18 protein-coding genes are annotated in these 20,700 nt (G+C 48.4%); 6 read left to right on the forward strand and 12 right to left on the reverse strand.

The annotated features are described in order from the left end of the window. Window positions 1–480: 480 nt before the first annotated feature. The 8 genes from bioB to Q0G26_RS04840 all read right to left on the reverse strand — a co-directional run bounded on the left by bioB (window position 481) and on the right by Q0G26_RS04840 (window position 9,514). Window positions 481–1,500, reverse strand: a complete 1,020-nt coding sequence (gene bioB / locus Q0G26_RS04805; protein ID WP_293828983.1) for a biotin synthase BioB — start codon at window positions 1,498–1,500, stop codon at window positions 481–483. A gap of 253 nt (window positions 1,501–1,753) precedes the next feature. Continuing rightward, window positions 1,754–2,179 (reverse strand): VanZ family protein, encoded by a 426-nt coding sequence (locus tag Q0G26_RS04810; protein WP_293828984.1) that lies wholly within the window; start codon window positions 2,177–2,179, stop codon window positions 1,754–1,756. A 38-nt stretch (window positions 2,180–2,217) separates the two neighbouring features. Next, window positions 2,218–3,048: a tetrahydrofolate dehydrogenase/cyclohydrolase catalytic domain-containing protein gene (locus Q0G26_RS04815; RefSeq protein ID WP_293828985.1), complete on the reverse strand. Its 831-nt coding sequence runs from the start codon at window positions 3,046–3,048 to the stop codon at window positions 2,218–2,220. Window positions 3,049–3,161: 113 nt separating this feature from the next. Further along, window positions 3,162–4,832, reverse strand: coding sequence for a formate--tetrahydrofolate ligase (locus Q0G26_RS04820; RefSeq protein WP_293828986.1), 1,671 nt, complete (start codon window positions 4,830–4,832; stop codon window positions 3,162–3,164). 115 nt (window positions 4,833–4,947) lie between these two features. Further along, window positions 4,948–6,981, reverse strand: a complete 2,034-nt coding sequence (locus tag Q0G26_RS04825; RefSeq protein ID WP_293828987.1) for a penicillin-binding transpeptidase domain-containing protein — start codon at window positions 6,979–6,981, stop codon at window positions 4,948–4,950. After that, window positions 6,978–8,174, reverse strand: coding sequence for a putative peptidoglycan glycosyltransferase FtsW (locus Q0G26_RS04830; RefSeq protein WP_293828988.1), 1,197 nt, complete (start codon window positions 8,172–8,174; stop codon window positions 6,978–6,980). Before Q0G26_RS04830 ends, Q0G26_RS04825 begins: the two co-directional genes overlap by 4 nt. A 13-nt stretch (window positions 8,175–8,187) precedes the next feature. After that, window positions 8,188–8,826, reverse strand: coding sequence for a tRNA (guanosine(46)-N7)-methyltransferase TrmB (gene trmB / locus Q0G26_RS04835; protein WP_009144566.1), 639 nt, complete (start codon window positions 8,824–8,826; stop codon window positions 8,188–8,190). 127 nt (window positions 8,827–8,953) lie between these two features. After that, a complete protein-coding gene (locus tag Q0G26_RS04840; protein ID WP_293828989.1) occupies window positions 8,954–9,514 on the reverse strand; it encodes a hypothetical protein in 561 nt (186 codons plus the stop codon). A 214-nt stretch (window positions 9,515–9,728) separates the two neighbouring features. Between Q0G26_RS04840 and gluQRS the strand changes: the two genes are divergently transcribed. The 5 genes from gluQRS (at window position 9,729) to Q0G26_RS04865 (ending at window position 14,702) form a co-directional block, all read left to right on the forward strand. After that, window positions 9,729–10,685, forward strand: coding sequence for a tRNA glutamyl-Q(34) synthetase GluQRS (gluQRS, locus tag Q0G26_RS04845; protein WP_293828990.1), 957 nt, complete (start codon window positions 9,729–9,731; stop codon window positions 10,683–10,685). Between the two features lie 53 nt (window positions 10,686–10,738). Next, the gene (locus tag Q0G26_RS04850; protein ID WP_293828991.1) at window positions 10,739–10,957 is read left to right on the forward strand and encodes a hypothetical protein; all 219 of its coding nucleotides are present in this window, start codon (window positions 10,739–10,741) and stop codon (window positions 10,955–10,957) included. A 175-nt stretch (window positions 10,958–11,132) separates the two neighbouring features. After that, on the forward strand, window positions 11,133–11,987 hold the full coding sequence (locus Q0G26_RS04855; RefSeq protein WP_293828992.1) for a patatin family protein: 855 nt from the start codon (window positions 11,133–11,135) through the stop codon (window positions 11,985–11,987). Between the two features lie 88 nt (window positions 11,988–12,075). Then, the gene (locus Q0G26_RS04860) at window positions 12,076–13,371 is read left to right on the forward strand and encodes a hypothetical protein (protein ID WP_293828993.1); all 1,296 of its coding nucleotides are present in this window, start codon (window positions 12,076–12,078) and stop codon (window positions 13,369–13,371) included. A gap of 167 nt (window positions 13,372–13,538) precedes the next feature. Beyond that, window positions 13,539–14,702, forward strand: coding sequence for a M20 family metallopeptidase (locus Q0G26_RS04865; RefSeq protein WP_293828994.1), 1,164 nt, complete (start codon window positions 13,539–13,541; stop codon window positions 14,700–14,702). Between the two features lie 134 nt (window positions 14,703–14,836). On the opposite strand, the gene Q0G26_RS04870 is transcribed toward Q0G26_RS04865, so the two are convergent. Beyond that, window positions 14,837–16,303 (reverse strand): bifunctional metallophosphatase/5'-nucleotidase, encoded by a 1,467-nt coding sequence (locus Q0G26_RS04870; protein WP_293828995.1) that lies wholly within the window; start codon window positions 16,301–16,303, stop codon window positions 14,837–14,839. Window positions 16,304–16,571: 268 nt separating this feature from the next. Between Q0G26_RS04870 and Q0G26_RS04875 the strand changes: the two genes are divergently transcribed. Next, a complete protein-coding gene (locus Q0G26_RS04875; protein ID WP_293828996.1) occupies window positions 16,572–17,984 on the forward strand; it encodes a PLP-dependent aminotransferase family protein in 1,413 nt (470 codons plus the stop codon). On the opposite strand, the gene pdxT is transcribed toward Q0G26_RS04875, so the two are convergent. The 3 genes from pdxT to Q0G26_RS04890 form a co-directional block, all read right to left on the reverse strand. Next, window positions 17,985–18,560, reverse strand: a complete 576-nt coding sequence (pdxT, locus tag Q0G26_RS04880; RefSeq protein WP_293828997.1) for a pyridoxal 5'-phosphate synthase glutaminase subunit PdxT — start codon at window positions 18,558–18,560, stop codon at window positions 17,985–17,987. Continuing rightward, window positions 18,560–19,432 (reverse strand): pyridoxal 5'-phosphate synthase lyase subunit PdxS, encoded by an 873-nt coding sequence (pdxS, locus tag Q0G26_RS04885; protein ID WP_293692892.1) that lies wholly within the window; start codon window positions 19,430–19,432, stop codon window positions 18,560–18,562. Before pdxS ends, pdxT begins: the two co-directional genes overlap by 1 nt. Window positions 19,433–19,826: 394 nt before the next feature. After that, window positions 19,827–20,585 (reverse strand): sulfite exporter TauE/SafE family protein, encoded by a 759-nt coding sequence (locus Q0G26_RS04890; RefSeq protein ID WP_293828998.1) that lies wholly within the window; start codon window positions 20,583–20,585, stop codon window positions 19,827–19,829. Window positions 20,586–20,700 lie beyond the last annotated feature (115 nt).

Here is a 20,700-nt window from a genome sequence, read left to right on the forward strand (position 1 = left end):
CCTTACAAATCATCACTTAATAAAAAAGGCATCTGCCAAGCTCGACAGATGCCACTGACTCCCACAGTCAGGCATGACCTCTCTTAAAGATAGAGCTACCATGCAACTGCTATTAGTATAGCATACAAAGACCTTTACGTAAAACTAAAAATTCCACCCTCTGCACCACTTGAACCACTTGCACCACTACTTTTTGTGCAAAAATAAAAACTGCTCCACAACCCCTAATATATATCCCTGTAAGTAAAGTCTTCGTAAGGGTTCAAACCCTTTATTTTATAGGCTTTAGAGTAAATTTACGTTATTTTTATTTATATTATATTAAAGTTTTCGAGCCTACGATTTTTCAGCAAAAAGGCTGCAAAAAGTGGTTCAACCGGTGCAACTGGTGCAAAACGCACCGTTAAAGCAGCACACCAAAAGCTGCCTGCAAAAGGATTTTTCTCCTCCGCAGGCAGCTGATTTTTTTGCAATATATAATTATGCCTGTTCCGCTCTGACATCAATAGCCGCAGCTTCCGCATCCGTCATATATTCCGGCTTAATGTCACGTCCCATATGGTTCAGCATCTTTCTGTCACTGCGAATCGTAGCGCAGGCCACAGTCGTCAGCATATTGCCGGTAATAGTAGCAGATGCACCAGCCTTAAACGCTGTTTCACCATCATTAGTCAGCAACGCACGGCCAGCGCCTAGGCGTATGTTGGCCAGCGGATTGATATAACGGAAGAAGGCCACAGTACGCAGGATATCCGCCTCACTCAGACTTGGCAGATGCTCCAGCGGCGTACCGGGAATCGGCATCAGCGCATTCAGAGGAATAGAATCAATGCCCAGCTCAGCAAGGCTGATAGCCATATCCAGACGGTCCTCCCAGGTTTCGCCCATACCGATAATACCGCCGGAGCAGGCGCACATGCCCTCCTCCTTGACCATCTTCAGCGTATTGATTTTCATATCGTAGGTATGGGTAGTGCAGATATTGGGGAAGTTGCGCTTAGAGGTTTCAATGTTATGATGATAGCTGGTGACACCGGCCTCATGCAGACGATGCAGCTGCTCACGGGAAAGGAAGCCCATGGAAGCGCACAGGTCTATCTTCAAATCACGGTGCATAGTTTCATACGCATGAATAGCCTTGTCAAATTCCTCGCCGGTCAGCGCCTTGCCTGCAGTTACAATGGAAAAGCGGTGCACGCCTTCCTCCTGGTTCAGGCGTGCCAGCTTCACGATATCCTCCTCCGGCAGGAAGCTGTAAACCTCGCAATCGGTGTGGTTATGTGCGGACTGCGCGCAAAATTTGCAGTTTTCCGGACAGCGGCCGCTGCGCCCGTTGATTATGGAGCACAAATCCACGCGCTCACCGACAAAATGCTTACGGATTTTATCTGCGCCTTCACATAATTCCTGCAGGTCGCAGGTCAGAAAGGCCTTTAAATCGTCCTGACGTGTCAATCTTCTGCCATCAATAATTTCTTGTGCTAATGCTTGCGGGTTCATAATCTCTTCTCCTTTATAACCTATTTACTCGGTAGGTTTATACCGTAAAAAAATAAGTGGTACGTTAACCTTGACGTTTTTAACGTTCACCATCTGTTAACCAAAATTATAGCACAGGATAACCATGAGTGCAAGAAAAGAATCAGCAAAATTTTGCCGCTAAAAATCTTAGACACCAGCTACCGGCGAAGCAGCAAGTAAAAAGCTACAGCCCAGCGCCTGTCGGCGCCAGGCTGCAGCCTGCAATTTTTAATTATCTTCGGCACCACTGCCAGATGCGGTATTCCAGCCAGGCGCAGAACACACCGCTGAAATCCAGCAACACATCCGACACCCTGCTGGCACGTCCCGGCGAAAAACTTTGAATATATTCGTCCAGCACCGCCGCGAACAAAGCCAAAAACAGGATATAGCCGGTTGCTGTGCGATTTGACACGCCCACAGCACTGAAGCTGTGACACAGTAAAAGTCCCAGCAGCGCAAATTCGCAGAAATGCGCCAGCTTGCGGATATGATGCTCCACATCACCCGTCAGATGGATATCCAGATGCTGCGCCAAAAGCTGCGTCAGCGCAGTCACCCAGCCGCTAAGCTGGGATGACTGCCGCAGGGGTAGCGACGAATTATAAAAGATTATGCCCACAAAACAGGCAGTTAGTAAAAACCAAAAATACTTCATATAGCTCCATCACTCACTTAATGTGTCTGCAGCCAAAATCAGATATGACGCGTCAGGCACTCCATTACCATCATGTTGCTAACAACACCGATACCGCCCGGCACAGGTGTAAAGGCGCTGGCCTTTTCAGCAACAGCAGGATCAACGTCGCCCACCAGCTTGCCGTCCACAGCGTTGATGCCTACGTCCACAATCACAACGCCCTCTTTAACCATTTCCGGCTTCACAAAGCAGGCCTTGCCCACTGCAGCGACAATAACATCTGCCTGCTGCAAAATCTCCGGCAGGTTGCGTGTACGTGAATGACAAATGGTAACCGTAGCATTTTTCTGCAGCAGCAACACGCTCACAGGCTTGCCTACAACATTGCTGCGGCCGATAACAACAACGTTCTTGCCCTCCAGCTCAATGCCATAGTGCGCCAAAGTTGCCATGCAGGCACGCGGCGTGCAGGCAGCAAAACGACTGCGTCCCATGAACACATCACCAATATTCTGCGGATTCAGGCAGTCCACGTCCTTGTTCGGGGAAACTGCTGCGCCCACGTTATCGCTGTTGATATGCTTCGGCATCGGCATCATCGGCATAATACCGGAAACATAACGATTACGGTTCAGCTTTTTGATGATGCTGATAACCTCTGCCTCAGGAGTATCAGCAGGGCAGGCGATAACCTTGGCTGCACCGCCCATGCTTTCAATCAATTTGACCAGTCTGTCCTTATATACGTGAGATGCAGGATCATCACCCACAACTAAAATAGCCAGGGTTACTACCAGGCCTTGCTGCTTAGCAACAGCAATCTTTTTTGAAATAGCCTCACGGTAAACATCAGCAACAGGCTTACCCCTCATTAAAACAGTTTCCATAGTAAATTCACCTCAAAACAAAACAGATAATTTATTATAGATAGAAATTATATTATAGATGACTCTTTATCCTCCGATTTCCTTAAAGGCTGGCGGAAAAGCGTCAGACTTTCTTAGAACAAACCGCTGATAACGCCATCATCCGTAACGTCAATCTTCTCAGCTGCCGGAACCTTAGGCAGACCAGGCATAGTCATAACATCCCCGGTCAGAACTACGATAAAGCCTGCGCCTGCTGCAATGCGGCAGTTGCGGATAGTAATCTTGAAGCCGCTCGGACGACCTAAAAGTGCCGGGTCATCAGAGAAGGAATATTGGGTTTTAGCCATGCAGATAGGCAGGTTGCCGTAGCCAAGCTCTTCAAATTCCTTAAGAGCCTTATCTGCTTCCTTAGTATAGTTAACGCCGTCAGCGCCATAAATCTCTTTAGCGATGGTTTCAATCTTACCCTTCAGGCTCATCTCCAGCGGATAAATCGGCGCGAATTTGCTCTCGCCGCTGTCTGCCAGGGCAATTACTTCCTTAGCAAGGTCGATACCGCCCTCGCCGCCTTTAGCGAATACGTCGGACAGTGCTACATTAACGCCATGCTTAGCGCAGTGCTCGCGTACTGCTTCCAGCTCTTCAGCAGTATCCTGAGCAAAGATGTTGATAGCAACAACGCAGGGAACGCCGAATTTCTTCACGTTTTCGATATGCTTCTCCAGGTTTACGAGACCTTTTTTAACAGCCTCTACATTCGGAGTCTTCAGCTCAGTTTTCGGTACGCCACCATGCATCTTCAGCGCACGAACGGTAGCAACGATAACAGTTGCGTCCGGCTTCAGGCCAGCATAACGGCATTTGATATCGAAGAATTTTTCTGCACCCAGGTCAGCGCCGAAGCCTGCCTCGGTGATAGTGTAATCAGCCAGCTTCATGCCAGTCTGAGTTGCCATAACGCTGTTGCAGCCATGGGCAATATTAGCAAACGGGCCGCCATGGATAATCGCCGGTACGTTTTCCAGAGTCTGTACCAGGTTCGGCTTAACAGCATCCTTCAGCAAAGCTGCCATTGCTCCCTGAGCCTTAATCTGGCCTGCGGTAACAGGGTTTCCGTTGTAATCATAAGCAACAATAATTTTTGCCAGACGCTCCTTGAGGTCGTGCAGGCTGCTTGCCAGGCAAAGAATAGCCATAACCTCGGAAGCAACAGTAATATCAAAGCCATCCTGACGCGGTACGCCATGAGCCTTGCCGCCCAGGCCTACTACGATGTTACGCAGCTCGCGGTCGTTCATATCTACAACACGCTTCCAGGCAATGCGGCGCGGATCAATATTCAGAGCGTTGCCCTGTTGGATATGGTTGTCGAGCATTGCTGCCAGCAGCATATGCGCAGAGGTGATAGCATGGAAGTCACCGGTAAAGTGCAGGTTGATATCCTCCATCGGCACAACCTGGGAATAGCCGCCGCCTGCAGCGCCGCCCTTAATGCCCATGCAGGGGCCAAGGGAAGGCTCACGCAGAGCTACGATAACCTTTTTGCCGAGCTTAGCCAGGCCCTGTGCCAAACCTACGGTAGTAGTGGACTTGCCTTCGCCAGCCGGTGTCGGGGTGATAGCGGTAACCAGAATCAGCTTACCGTCCTTATTTTCTTTCACACGACGGATTAAATCGTAGGACAGCTTTGCTTTATATTTGCCATATAATTCAATATCGTCCTCGCTGATGCCTAATTTGGCAGCAACATCAGTAATTTTCTGCATTTTTGCCTGTTGGGCAATTTCAATATCGGATAACATTTTTATCTCCTCCTATTTCATTGCGTAAAAATACAACTGAAAACAAAGTATCATATATAGTTCTTCCCCGAGCAGCTTTTCTCCTGCCCGGGGAAGTAAAATAATACAAAAATTTTTAGTTAAACCAAACTTCTACCGTAGTGTTTTCAAGCACCTCACTGCCAGGTGGCGGCTTCTGCTGCCACGCATGGCCGCTGCCATAAGGTTTCAGCCGCAGCTTATACGGCTCCAGCAGGTCGATAGTATTACGCATATCCAGTCCCTTGAAGTCCGGCAGCTTAATTTTACCGTCCGGCAGTCTTTGCAGCACCGGCAGCTGCTTCGGCTTGTTATCAGCCTTCTGGCTGACAGTATTCAATTCCTCAAACGAAGGTAAACCCTTACTGTAGACCGGCTGAATCCCCTTCGCTACCAGAATCTGCTGCAGCGTATCGCGGAAGATAGGCGCGCTGACCTGCGAGCCGTAGAAGGCACCCTTCGGTGTATCCAACATAACGATCATTGCATAGCGCGGTTTATCAGCAGGCACAAAGCCTACGAAGGAAGCAATGTACTGACCGGCAGCATAACCGACGCCGCTCTCGGCCCGCTTTTCGGCCGTACCGGTCTTGCCGGCAATGCGGTAGCCCTTAATGGAAGCCGTCTTACCGCCACCATCGCTTACTACCATTTCCATCATCTCGCGCATCTGGCGAGCAACCTGCTCGGTAATTACATTGCGCACCACTGTCTTCTTGCCTTCCTTGATGACAGTTCCGTCAGCTGCCACTATTTTTTTGACGATATACGGCTGTAGTAGCTCGCCGCCGTTGGCAATAGCGCAAATCGCGCGCAGCTCCTGCAGCGGTGTCACGCCAATGCCCTGGCCAATGGCCATGGTAGCAATATCAGGCTCGTACATATTCTTGGGATTATACAAAATGCCGTTTTCATCACCGGGAAGCTCAATGCCGGTGGGTGAGCCAAAGCCAAACTTTTTCGCATAGCTCGTAAGCTTTTCCGCGCCCAGCTGCATACCCAGCTGTACCATACCGGTATTAATCGAAAACTTGATAACCGTAGAAAAGGGCACCGTACCCAGGCCCTCGCCGTCCCAGTTATAGATAGTACGGTCAGCAATCTTGATATGACCGTTGTCCTGAATTAGTGTATCCGGCGTAATAATACCCTCTGTCAGGCCCATACAGCCTACAATCGGCTTAAAAACCGAGCCAGGCTCATAAACCAGTGAAACAGCACGATTCTTCCAGCTATCCTCACCATATTTGCCAAAATTATTCGGATCAAAGGTTGGACGGCTGACCATACCAAGGATTTCACCCGTATACGGGTCCATGATGATTGCCGCTGCTCCTTGAGCCTTGGTGCGCTTCATAGCATCATCCATCGCATCCTCCAGCACATACTGGATTTTGCTGTCCAAAGTCAAATAAATCGTCGGCAGCTGCTCCTGCTGGCGCTGCAAATCCTGCGCAGGCTCATTAAACAGCAGGCCTACCAACCGCTTGCCGTTAGCATCCTTGAGGCACGAATAAAGCGTTTTCTTACCCTTAAGCAGGTCATCATATACGTGTTCAATACCGGCCAAACCCTTGTCATCCGTACCAACATAGCCGATAACCTGTGCCGCTGCCCGCTTTTTAGTATAGTAGCGCTTGCTTTCCTGCTCAAAATGCAGGCCAGGCAAATCATTAGCCTTAATAATTTTCTGGATTTGCGCCACTTCCTTGGGATCCATATAACGCTTCAGCCAAAGATAATTACCGCCGCCACAAAAGTCCTTATAAAGCTTATCAGGATCCCGCTTCAACACCGGCGCCAACAGATCAGCACACAGGCGACGTGCATCACGCGGCCCGTGCTCTTTTATTCTGTTCTCGCTATCAACCATCTTCTCTGGGTCCGCATAAAGCGAGCCCGTCATAATGCTCACGGCCAGCTCCTCTCCATCGCGATCCATAATGCGCCCACGCGGAGTGCCACGCTCGTAATCTAATGTCATCTGGTATTTGCTCATTTCCTTGTACTTTGCGGCATCTACCACCTGCAGCCAGACAAGTCGCAAAAATACAAGGAACACTAACAATCCCATCAATAAACACAGGCTAACAAAACGTTTTTGCGCATCCAATAAAGAAAAACGCTTCACCGCTGCCACCTCCCGCTACGCACAACGCGCAAATCACTGCGGCGTTTTTCCGGCGGCTCAGCCTCCAGCTTCTGCTGTTTTTCTTCCTCATCATAAACTGACAATAGCAAGCCGATTGCTGCCATCGAAATTACCATCGAGGTACCACCATAGCTGATAAAGGTAAGCGGTACACCGATAACCGGCAGCAAACCGCAAACCATGGCCATATTGGAAACTGCCTGACCGATAATTAAAAATGTAACACCGACAGCCAGCAAAAAACCAACCTTATCACGTGTATGGAAGGCAATCTTACAAAAGGCAGCACATAAAAGACAAAACACAAGAAGCAACAGCATAGCACCGATCAAGCCATTTTCCTGACAAAAAATAGCAAAGGCAAAGTCCGTATGCGACTCCGGCAGGAAAGCAAACTTAGCTGCACCATGTCCCCAGCCAGTACCTGTAAGCCCACCACTGCCAATGGCCTTCAGCGACTGTATCGTCTGATAGCCCCTACCCTGAGCGTCAAGCCAGGGATCAAGCCATACCATAAAACGATGCGCACGATACTCTGAAGAAAAAGCCAGAATGCCGCCTCCCACGACACCTAAGATACCCATACCGGTCACCCAAAGCATCGGCAGACCAGCAACAACAAACAATCCCATGACCAGAGCCACGATAATTGCTGCCGTTCCCATGTCAGGCTGCCTATAAACAAGATAGCCAATAATCAGCGTCGGTATTATTACACACAGGCAATCGCCCATGCGCTGGCTTAATCTTTCCCCCAGCTTCATCACATTGCCCAAATATTTCGCAGCTATCATTATCAGCAAAGGCTTAGCTATTTCCGATGGCTGAAGCTTAAGCGGACCGATTTTGAGCCATCGGGCAGCGCCATTATTAACTTCTCCCACAAACTCAACCGCTATCAGCATGCCCAATACAACAGCCAAAGCCAAGTAAAGCAATTTTTTATTCAACCAAAATTTGTAGCCAAAATAGCGGATAATAGCAATTGCTACTATGCCAAGCAACGCATAAACATAATACCAAAGCAGAAAATAAAGACCATCACCAAACATATCCTGTGCCGCCACAAAGCTGGCGCTGAACACATTTATGCCACCCACTAGCAGCAAAACTCCCACAAGTGCATAAACAGCAATGCAGGGATTGTCCCATAGCAAAAATCTCTTCTTCATGGCAAAGCCTTACTTAAAAAACTACCTCGCAGAAATTAATCGGCGTACCCAGCGCACTGAATTTCTGCTCATATTCTGTCTGTACAGGGTTTTCATATTCAGAATGATGCAGGTCATAGCTCAAAGCAATAATCTGCAGGCCGAACTCCTTGAATTCCTCTACGGAAAAATCAAACAGAGCGCGGTTATCTGTTTTAAAGCGCAGGTGACCACCCTCGCCCAGCAGCTGCTTGTACAGCGCCAGGAAGTTGCGGTGCGTCAGACGGCGTTTAGCATGACGTGCCTTCGGCCAGGGGTCACTGAAGTTCAGGTACAGCTCCTTGATTTCGCCCGGCTCGAACCAATCCAGCAGGTTTTCGGCATTAGCGCAGATAATCTTGACGTTAGTCAGCTCCTTATCCTTGGCAGCCTTCGCCGGAAAATAAGCGATATCGTGCTGTGTTTCAATGCCGATAAAGGCTTTATCCGGATACAGCTCAGCCATGCCGATGGTAAAGCGTCCCTTGCCACAGCCAATTTCCAGGCACAGGCGCTTGCCCGGGAACATCTCCTGCCAATGTCCCTTAAACTTATCAATATCATGTAGGAAAACGTATTCTCCCTGCACTTCCTTCATTGCTTCTTCAATCCACGGTTTTTTTCTTAAGCGCATAGTCAGACCTCACATAAAAATATTTTCTCAATTATCTATTATACAACAAAACTTCTTATGGTGTAAAAAAGAATTACAAAAAAGCCGGTAGTATAAAATTGCTACACTACCGGCATAAGCATCAGTCTCAGTCCTTTTTCAAAAAGTCCTTTACCTTCCGCAGCATTTCCTCTGCCTTCTGATTGGCCGGGGAAGCATCATCCACATCAAAGCGGCGGCTTTCATCACCCAGCGGCTTATCCTTGCAGGCCATGTTCTTCAGCTCGCCCAGCATTTTGATGCCTTCAATGCGCGCCTCCTCATAGGTAGACTTAAAGGCCGACAAATCCTCCGGGCAGCCTGCTGCCAGCCAGGCATTCGCCACCTTGCCCACAGCATAGGTCACCGACATACCAACAGGAATCTGCACCGGCGCAAAGGGAATCAGCGTTGCCAGCGTCTGCCCTACAAAAGCACCGCCCAATGAACCCAAAAGTCCCAGCACAGCGCTTTCGGAAAGCTTGATGCCGCGCAGCTTGGCCAGGCGGGTAATCATATAAACCTCATTGGCCATCAGCGTCATCGTACCTACTACCGGAGCAACTACAATCACACCGGCGCGGGCAGCAGCCCAACGGCAGATATCCTCTGCCTCCTTATCCGTATCAACAGCATATTTCATTTTATGCTCATCTAAGCATTCTGTCATTTTTTTACACCCCATTCCTTGAGCTTATAAACAGCATACTTTTTATAATTACATTATACAGCAAAGCAGGCAGGCAAAACAGTGAGTTTATCGTGAAATCACCGGCAACAATAAACTTTTTCCTGTCGCTACACTATTCTCCTTAGCAAAGCAGGAGAGTTTATGGTAAAATATTATAGTATATATTGATATTACGTCAAGGTGGTGAGATAAAATGGCTACAGCTACTACGCCTGTCGTAGGACGCTTTGCGCCTACGCCCAGCGGCTTTTTGCATTTAGGCAATGTTTTCTGTAGCCTGCTGGCCTGGCTTTACGCCAAAAGCAGCGACGGCAAGATAGTTTTGCGCATCGAAGACCTGGACCCGCAGCGCTGTTCCCTCGCCAAGGCTGATGCACTGGCACGCGAGCTGGAATGGCTGGGGCTGACGTGGGACGAGGGTGCGTATTGCAGCGCTGACAGCGACTGCTTTTTCCAAAGCCGTCGCAGCGATATTTATGCTCACTACTTTGACCGCTTACAGCAGCAGGAGCTTGTCTACCCCTGCTTTTGCAGCCGCAGCGAGCTGCACGCCGCCGAAGCGCCTCACGCCAGTGATGGTCGTGTCATTTACGCCGGTACCTGCCGCGAGCTGACAGCAGCGCAGCGCAGTGCCAAAATGCAGCAGCGCCGCCCGGCCTGGCGTATCAAGGTTGATGACGAGCTTATTGCCTTTACCGACCTGCATTACGGCAGGCAGCAGGCCAACCTGGCGCACGAATGCGGTGACTTCATCCTGCGCCGCAGTGACGGCGTCTACGCCTACCAATTAGCTGTTGTCATCGACGATGCGCTCATGGGCGTAAACCAGGTAGTGCGTGGCTGTGATTTGCTCAGCTCCACGCCGGTGCAGCTCTATCTTTACCGCCTGCTGCAGCTCACACCGCCGTCCTTCTGCCACATTCCGCTGCTTACAGATGCCGCAGGACGCAGGCTTTCCAAGCGCGACGGTGATTTAGAAATCGCCGCCCTCAGGCAGCACTTCGGCAGTCCCGAGCCGATTATCGGCCTCCTGGCCTATCTTGCAGGACAGTTACCCAAGCCGGAGCCTCTTACAGCAGCAGAGCTGCTGCCGCTTTTCCGTCCGGAAAAAGTTCCCCATGAAAATATCGTTGTACCGCAATTACTTTGATTGCGCAGGCAATAACACATTTCACTGATTATAAAACCTGGGAGGAATATATAATGAAAAAATTTTTAATGAAAATCAAGGTTAATATGCTGATTGTACTTATCATCAGCTTACTCGGTGGCATGGCCGGCAGCTACTTCTTCAACAACCGCTGGTTAGGTCTGATTGTCGCTATTCCCCTGTGCGCTCTGTATATCTATCAGGTATATCAGGTACAGGCCGATTACCGCGAGCAGCACACCAGAAAGAAACACACTAACAAGTACAGATAAGATATGACGTCATCTCAAACGACCTGTTGCGGTTATTGCCTCAACAGGTCGTTTTTGCTGTCCTGCATCTCTGATATTCTCCTGCTTTGCTCACTGATATTTTACATTTGCGCTCCACTCTGCTATTGGTATATCAAGACCGCTAGTGTATAATAGCACTTAGGAGGACTTTACTATGCATTTACAAAAAACAGCTCTCGTTCTGGAGGGCGGCGGTATGCGGGGAATGTTTTCCGCCGGTGTTTTTGAAGCCTTTTTAGCGCATCAGCTCACCTTTCCCTACATCACCGCCGTTTCTGCCGGAGCCTGCAATATTTTATCATATATGTCTGCCCAGCCGCTGCGTACACGTCAGATTATCGAACACTACGTCACCGACAAGCGTTACTTCAGTGTGCGCAACTGGATTAAAAGCGGCAGTATCTTCGGCTTTGACTTCATCTTCAAGGAGCTTCCCAAGCAGCTGCTGCCCTTTGATTATGCAGCCTACCGCGCCTATCCCGGCACGCTGCAGGTAGCTGCTACCGATATCGTCAACGGCGAAAGCATCTGGTATGACCAGGAAGCCTTGGGTCAGGACTTTATTCCAGTGCGCGCTTCTTCCTCCATGCCCTTCGTAGCCCCTGTTGTCAAGCATGAAGGGCGCTCTCTGCTCGACGGCGCACTGCTTGCACCTATTCCCTACCAAAGAGCACTCGACGCAGGCTACGAAAAGCTGATTGTCGTGCTTACACGTAACGAAGGCTACCGCAAGAAAAAGGGCGTGCCCAAATTTCTGCTTAAATCAGTATACAAAAAATATCCCAAGCTGTGGGAAATTATGGAACAGCGCCCCAAGCTCTACAACGAGCAGCTGGAGGCTGTCGAAAAAATGGAACGTGAGGGCAAGGCTGTCATCATCCGCCCGCAGATTCCACTTACAATTGATAAATTTGATATCAAACCTGATAAATTAATGGCACTGCACGACCATGGCATCGGCTGCGGACTGGCTGCAATCGATAGGATAAAAGAATTAGAGCAGCAATAAATCCTTTTATCAAAACTATATTCAGTGTATAATATATTCTATAATAAGGAATAATAACCAAACCACTCTTTATTCCTTGGAGGTTCATATGAAAATAAGGTTAGGCATTATCGGCGAAAAAGATAATATAAATATCTTTCAGGAAGTTATAGAAGAATATAATGACTACGAAATTGCTACGTTCATTGATGCCGACGGAACACATACACTGAATATTATCGATAGCCACCAACAGGAGGTTGACGCCTGGCTCGTCTTTGACCAGATAAATTATCTGCATATAAAAAACTGGGGCAAAGCACAAAAGCCTGTCTATTACATTCCTTACCGCGGTGCCAGCTTTTATAAAACGCTCTGCACTACTATTTACCAAGGCTTTAAAATCGATGAATTAAGTATAGATACAATCCCCTATTATGACATTACCCGCGCTCTGGATGATCTGCAGATAAACTATAACGTTATCAATCATTTATCCGATGAACATGGTGCCTTATCGCTCAACGGATATGCTGCATTTCATCGTGAGCTCTTTAAAAAAGGCATCACTAAAGCTTCTGTCACCAGAAGCTGCTATGTCAAAAACTTATTGGAGCAGGAAGGCATCCCTGCCTTCTGTATCATGCCGGTGCGTGTTACTGTACGAAATATTTTAAACGTAATTTTAACTCAATTCCGGATAAAAAAACTCAGGGAAGGCCAGATTGCCGTGCAGGTATTCAGCTTCAATCTTCTGGGAGATAAAGATAATTTTTATTCCGTGGATGACTTATACAGCAGGGAAATTGCTATTTCGCAAAAGCTCATCAGCTACACCAAAAACATCAGCGGCTCATTAAAGCCTGCCAACGAAGGTAATTTTTATATTTTCACCACGCGCGGCAGCTTAGAGCAGCTCACCAACAACTTCACCAGCCTGCCAGACTTACCGATGCTGCGCGATTTAAGCAAAAGCCTGCGTGCCTGCGGCATCGGTATAGGCAACAGTGCCCGCGAAGCAGAATATAATGCCGTTATTGCTTTAAAGCATGCTTGCGCTGATAAAAAGGGCAGCTGGTATGTCGTACTTGACGACAAAACCATCAGCGGTCCTTTAGGAAGTGCGCAACAGATAGATTATCAGTATGCATCCGCACAGCTGGAAACAGTAAGCAAAAAGACATCTCTCAGCCAGGCCACCTTAAGCAAAATTTGCCATGCGTTGAAAATTTACGGACGTGATGAGCTTAATGCGCAGGAGCTTGCCACGATACTGCAGATCCTGCCCCGCAGCGCCCGCCGCATTCTCACCTGCCTTACGGAGCATGGTTATGCGGAAGAAATCCGCTCGGAAATGTCTGAAACCAAAGGACGCCCACGCAAAATATATAAAATAAAATTATAAATACTCCTCCAAAGACTGAGGTTCAGCGCCAAACTGTAATCTCAGTCTTTTTATTTTTAAATTATATACACATATATCTCCTATTGACACACTAGGCGAAAAGATGTATTCTTTAATAAAGGTCTTAGCCTTTATTAGTCTTTTATTATTTTGAGGGGGCAAAAACAATGTCAGATACATTATTAGATAAAAACAAAATTTGGCAGCAGATAGACGACGAAAAGGAAAACATGCTGCAGCTTTGGCAGGAATTAGTTAACGTTGATTGCGGTTCCGGCAACAAAGCAGGCGTTGACTTCATCGCACAAAAAATCGAAGCTATTTTAAAAACACTTGGCTTTGCTACAACCCAGGTTGAATTTGAAAAAGCAGGTAATACTCTCGTAGGCAAAATTGGCGATACTATCAAGGATTTTATCGTTTTATTAGGTCACATGGACACCGTATTCAAGGACGGCACCGCAGCAGAGCGTCCGTTTAAAATTGTTGACGGAAAAGCCTACGGCCCAGGCTGCCTTGATATGAAGGGCGGTATTGTTATCATGCTGACAGCTTTAAAAGTGCTTTTGGCAAACAATTATACCAAGCATGGTATTAAAGTAATCCTCGCAGGCGATGAAGAAGTAGCACATTACTTAAGTAATGCCTCCGAAACAATTTTGGCGGAAAGCAAGGGTGCTTTGGCTGCATTTAACTTTGAAACCGGTTTCCTGGATCAGGGCGTTGTCACCAGACGCAAGGGCAGATATGAATTTACCATGGAAGCCTATGGCCGCAGCGCGCACGTAGGCAATGACCCGCAAAACGGTCGCAGCGCCATCAAAGAATTAATGCATAAGGGCCTTGATATCGAAGCCTTAACCGATTTCGACAAGGGTATTAACTTCAACGTAGGTTTATTCGAAGGCGGTACAGTCAGCAACGCAGTTCCTGACTACGCAAAAATCACCTGCGATACACGCTATACCGACTATGCAGTACTGGAAGAAGTGTTACCCAAATTACAGGCTATTGCGGATAAGCAATACGTTCCCGATACCAAAACCGTTATGAAGACTGTTACGGAATTCAAATCCATGGACGAGGTTCCAGGTACTGCTGCTTTGCTCAAATTAGTACAGGAGGCAGCTGCAGAATGCAATTTACCGCAACCAACAGCCAAAGCAGTCGGCGGCGGCAGCGACAGTGCCTATGCTACAGCTGCAGGCGTTCCTACAATCTGCGCTATCGGCGTACAGGGCGCACGCAACCATACGGCAGAAGAATTTGCTGTTGTAGATACCCTCTTCAGCAGATGTAAACTGTTTGCTACTATCATGCTTAATATCTGAGGTAAATAATTAAGCTTGCAGATGCCTTATTAGCATCGTACATATCATATTCTTCCTACATACCCCTAAAAAGTACCGTCCCGGCAAAAAATGCCGGGACGGTACTTTTTTATATCTGTTTTACACTTTTGTCTTTAATCCTCAATAATCAGACGCCCCTCAATCTCACGTTTGAGATGCTGATGCGTCATAAAGTATTCCTCAATCACATCGCGGTACGAGGTCGCCAGCACGCGTACTCTGCCGTTGGCCTCAATCTCCTCCAGCGTGATATCCAGGAAGGGCTTCAGGCTGCTGTAATGATACTTGCACACGCCAACCTTATAAATCTGCTCGGCGCCCAGCGGCTTACCATCCAGCGTCAGCTCCTTAAAGCATTGGCCGCTGCGGCTCCATACTACGTGCATTCCCTGCGACAGCTGGTAAAATTCTGTATGCTCGCCGGTAAAAGCCTCTTCGCGCAGGAAGCGTTTAATCATACGCGTCAGCTGCTCACCGGTAACCGGCAGCATATACACCGCTTCATCATAGGGGAAGCATTCAGTAAAGTCGCTGTACAGCACTACCGGTCCCAAATTATAGCTACGGATAGCACCGGAGCCCATCAGCATAACATCAATGCCCAGGCTCTCCTGCAGCGCATCAGCCACCAGACTGCCTAACGGGGTTTCCGCAACACGCGAAGGATGCTCCAGCTTGCGGGCGAAGCGCGTCACCAGTCTGCCGTACTTTTTATCCGTCAAATCCTTATAGTGCATAATGAAGTTTTCCAGGCCCTCGTCACGCGGACAATGGGTTTCGTCAATCGGCACCGTCGACCAGGTATAGGTATCCACCGCATTTAGGTCGGTATCCACCATAATATCAAAGCGACCTATCTGATCCGTACCTGTTCCGGCCTGAACAATCAGGATATCATTAACCTTTACAGGCTGCTCCAAAAAGGTATGCGAATGACCGCCGATAATAACGTCAACGCCCCAAGCTGGGTCCAGCATTGCCGCCAGCTTTTTATCCTCTTCAAAGCCGATATGTGTAAGAATAATCGTAAAATCAATATCGATCGGATTGTAGGTATTACAAATACGGCCAATTTCCTCCGCCGCCTCGCAGATATCTACAAAGGAACCGATTACCTTATCCATCTTCGTCTGCGCCAGCACGTCCTCAGTAATGATACCGATGAAAAGAATCTTCATGCCGTCAATATGAGCGATATAAAACGGCTGAAACAAGCGCTTATTATTCGTGCGGATGTGGAAATTGGCATTGATAATCGGGAAGTTAGCGCATTTTTCAATAAACAGCAGATGCGACAGCCCGTAATCAACCTCATGGTTACCAATGGTCACAACGTCCGGACCTAACAGATTCATAATCTCTATAGTCGACACGCCCTTGTATTCCGCATCAATTACGGAGCCACGGAACATATCACCCGCGATGCAGTAAATTACATTCTCTTCTTCTGCGCGAACCTTATTGATATAGCCGGAAAGCATGGATACGCCACCAACAAGCTTATTATCAATTCTCTCAGCCAAGAAATCACCATGCAGGTCATTGGAATGTAAGAGTGTCAGTTTCTTTAAATTTTTCATGTTTACACCTCGCTTCCTGCAGCTATTGTATTTTGTGTAATTCTATTATAAGGTAATCCTGGTGATTTGCCCCTACCCCAAAGGCGTTTTTTGGGTAGGATAGGCTGATTTTTTGCCTTATTTGGCACTATTTTTCTGCCTGCTTTACTTTTAAGCCAATACATAGTATCATATTTGCATCTGAACTTATTAATTAGACTCTTATGCAGATTTTCGATATAGTCAAAATTTAAACCTGAGCTTGCTACTTAAGAAAGGATTACAAGCTATGCTAACCTACAGCTTTGCCAATTTACAGGGTGAGAGCATGTACGCCCACCTTTACAAATGCATCAAAAATGATATTACCAGCGGCGTCCTGCACGCCGAGGAAAAGCTGCCCTCCAAACGCATGCTGGCCAAAAATCTGGGCATCAGCCTCATCACCGTAGAAAATGCCTACGCCCAGCTCGTTGTCGAAGGCTACATCTATTCCCAGCCCAAGCGCGGTTACTACGTGGCGCGCATTGAGCAGCAGCCTCTGCCACAAAAGACAGAACGCCAAACACTGCCTGCACTCCAAACGCAAACAGCACCAGGCCTCAGCTTTGCCAAAAGCAGCGTGCCGCCGGACACCTTTCCCTATAATATCTGGGCGCGCCTTTTGCGCAACACGCTCACCACAGCAGACGAACACGCCCTCATCAGCGACACCAGCGCCGGCGGCGTTTTGCCGCTGCGCCAGGCGCTCGCCCATCATCTTTACCAGTTCCGCGGTCTGAACGTTGCACCCGAGCAGATTATCATCGGCGCAGGCACACAGACGCTGTATAACCTTATCGTACAGCTTTTGGGACGTAATCACGTCTACGCGCTGGAAAATCCCGGCTATCCGCAGCTGGCAGCCGCTTATCAGGCCAACGATGTCTTCTGCCGTTATCTGCCGATGGACGCCCAGGGTATCCGCGCCGACGTTCTGGAAAACAGCGGTGCCGATATTCTGCACATCAGCCCCTCGCACCAGTTCCCGACAGGTATCGTCATGCCCGTCAGCCGCCGCTACGAATTGCTGCGCTGGGCAGCAAAAAAAAGCAGTCGTTATATCATCGAAGATGATTACGACTGCGAATTCCGCCTATTCGGCAAGCCTATTCCGCCATTGCAGAGTGTTGATACCGAGGAAAAGGTTATCTATATCAACACCTTTTCCAAAACACTGGCACCAACCTTCCGTATCAGCTACATGCTGCTGCCACCGCACCTGGCATCGCTGTTTTATGACAAACTGGGCTTTTATTCCTGTACTGTATCCAATTTTGAGCAGTTTACGCTCGCTAAATTTATCGAGGACGGTTATTTTGAACGTCACATCAACAGAATGCGCACCTACTACCGCAGCAAGCGCGATCGCCTGCTGCAGTATCTCACACAGTCCGATGTTGCGCCTGCACTTACGGTAGAAGGCGAGGACAGCGGCCTGCATTTTCTGCTGCATCTTGCTACCGATGCCAAGGATTCTCAGCTTGTACAGGCTGCAGCAGCCAAGGGCATTCAGATTAAATTCCTTTCGGACTATTATCACGAAAAGGTTGGCGACAGCTCGCACACCCTGCTAATGAATTACACCGGTCTGGCGGATGATAAGCTGTATCCGGCCTTAGACACACTGTTTACCGTGCTTAAGCCTTATCTGAAGCTATAATTATTTTGCAGCGCACAGGCTGACAAAATATTCGTGGATGGCCGTGCTTTTGGCTATGTCCAGCTCCGGGTGGAAGGCCAGCGCCAGCTGTTTGCCGTACTGTGCCGCCACAATATGCTCATCTACGGCAGCAAGCACCTCTACACCGTCACCCACGCTATCAATATACGGCGCACGGATAAAGGTCATCGGTACCTTGCCCAGCTTGCCGAATTCAGCCTCGGTAAAAAAGCTGCCCAGCTGTCTGCCGTAGGCATTGCGCTTCACGGTAATCGGCATAGTTGCCAAATGTACCTTGCTGTCGTTCGTCAGCTTTTCCGCCAACAGAATCATACCCGCGCAGGTTGCCAGTACCGGCAAGCCCTGCGCTATTTTTTTCTGCAGCGGTGCAAACATTCCCAACTCTTGCAGCAGCTTGCCCTGCACCGTACTTTCACCGCCCGGCAGGACGATACCGTCCAGGGGTTGCTCCAAATCCGGCAGCTGACGCAGCTCTACAGCCTCCACGCCCAGCTGACGCAATGCCTGCACGTGCTCAATAAACGCCCCCTGCAGTGCTAAAACGCCGATTTTCATTATTTACCACGCTCCGCCATCAGCAGCTGAATTTCCTGCTCGTTGATGCCAACCATAGCCTCACCCAAATCCTCGGACAGCTCTGCCAGCATTTTGGCATCGTTGAAATTGGTTACTGCTTTAACAATGGCCTGCGCACGCTTTGCCGGGTCGCCGGATTTGAAAATACCGGAGCCTACGAATACGCCCTCGGCACCCAGCTGCATCATCAGTGCTGCATCCGCCGGAGTTGCTACGCCGCCTGCTGCAAAATTTACTACCGGCAAGCGTTTATGCTCGTGTACGTAAACAACTAAATCATACGGAACCTGCAGCTCCTTGGCAGCGTTGAACAGCTCGTTTTCTTCCATAGCAGCGATTTGTGCAATCTGCTGATTCATTTTGCGCATATGGCGTACTGCCTGCACAACGTCACCGGTACCGGGCTCGCCTTTGGTACGGATCATGGATGCACCCTCGTTGATACGGCGCAATGCTTCGCCCAAATCCTTGGCACCGCAGACAAACGGTACGTTAAACTTGGTTTTGTCGATATGGTATACATCATCAGCCGGAGAAAGCACCTCGCTCTCATCGATATAGTCAATCTCCAGAGCCTCTAGAATCTGTGCTTCTACAAAATGACCGATGCGCACCTTTGCCATAACAGGAATGGAAACTGCGTTTTGAATTTCCTTAATCAGCTTCGGGTCGCTCATGCGTGCTACGCCGCCTGCTGCGCGAATATCTGCAGGAATCTTCTCCAGCGCCATAACAGCGCAGGCACCTGCTGCCTCGGCGATACGCGCCTGCTCCGGTGTCGTAACATCCATAATTACGCCACCCTTTAACATCTGTGCCAGCTGTGCATTTAATTTATAACGTTCATTCATTGTGAATACCTCCAAAATTTATGCAAATAATAGGTTATGTGTAGTATTATACTCACAACTGAGCTTATTAGTATATTCATTTCTCATCAATTTGCTATGTTCAGTTTGCATATCGGTATTTTTCACAGCTTACACAAACATCCTGCTCGGCAGCACTTTAAGCATTGCCGCAGACAGCAAAAAAAAGCAGTCGTTCTATCATCAACGATGACAGCGACTGCTTTTGCGTATATTCAGAAGGCCAGTAATGCATTTACATCTCTGCCTTCGTCATAACAACGACAGTGACATTATTCAACTGCCGGATGCCATTACCTGGGCATCTGGCCTCACATTTTTATGCAAAACTGAACTTTTATTATTGCACTATATTTAATTATAAACCGTCTGCGCTTTATAAAGTATTCAATAAAAATTTAATACCAGTAATCAACACCAGCACGCTCGCCAGCTTCATCAGAATGCCGGACTGTAGCCTTTGCGCCAAGGCTACACCGCCCTGAGCACCGACAAAGGCGCCCGCACCAATCGCCAAGCCGCTACTCCACACAATATGCCCCAGCATAGCATGCGAAACTAAGCCTGCAAGCGAGGAAACTGCCAAAATGCAGGTAGAAGTAGCAATGGCCACGTGTACCGGGAAATTCAGTACATATACCATAAAGGGAACGTGGACGATACCGCCGCCTATGCCCAAAATGCTGGCTAAAAAACCCACACCGACGCTGCAAAGAACGCCCAGCTTCCAGTTATAGACTTCCGGCACCTCACCGGCCGTCTTACCCGCCGCATTCTTACTGGCCTTGCGATACATATTTATCGCTGCCAGCACAAAGAAAGCGCCAAACACCAGATAAAAAAGCCTGCCCTGCAGATATTCTGCGGCATAGCTGCCTAAAAATGCACCGGGAACGGTAGCCACGGCAAATTTCAAGGCCGCATCAACGCAAGCCTTCTTCTGCCTGATATAGCCCCAGGTCCCCGAAACCGCATTCATCAGTACCACCAGCACCGAAGTACCGATGGCCAGCTGTGGCTCATAATCCCAGACAAACACCAGAAGCGGTACAATCACCATACCGCCGCCAATGCCTAAAAGCGCTCCCAATAAGCCAACTAAAACACCTAATGCCAAAAATCCTGCTAATTCCATCTGCATCCCCCTCATTCTCTCATAATTCTCATTGCAGATTAACTTAGTTTTTTCTTTAAAATCTCTAAAAATTCTCTAAATCTCTCGTCGGTCAAAATCATCTTTTGACCTGTAT

Origin of the sequence: uncultured Phascolarctobacterium sp. (genome assembly GCF_934190775.1) — a bacterium.
GTDB lineage: Bacteria > Bacillota > Negativicutes > Acidaminococcales > Acidaminococcaceae > Phascolarctobacterium_A.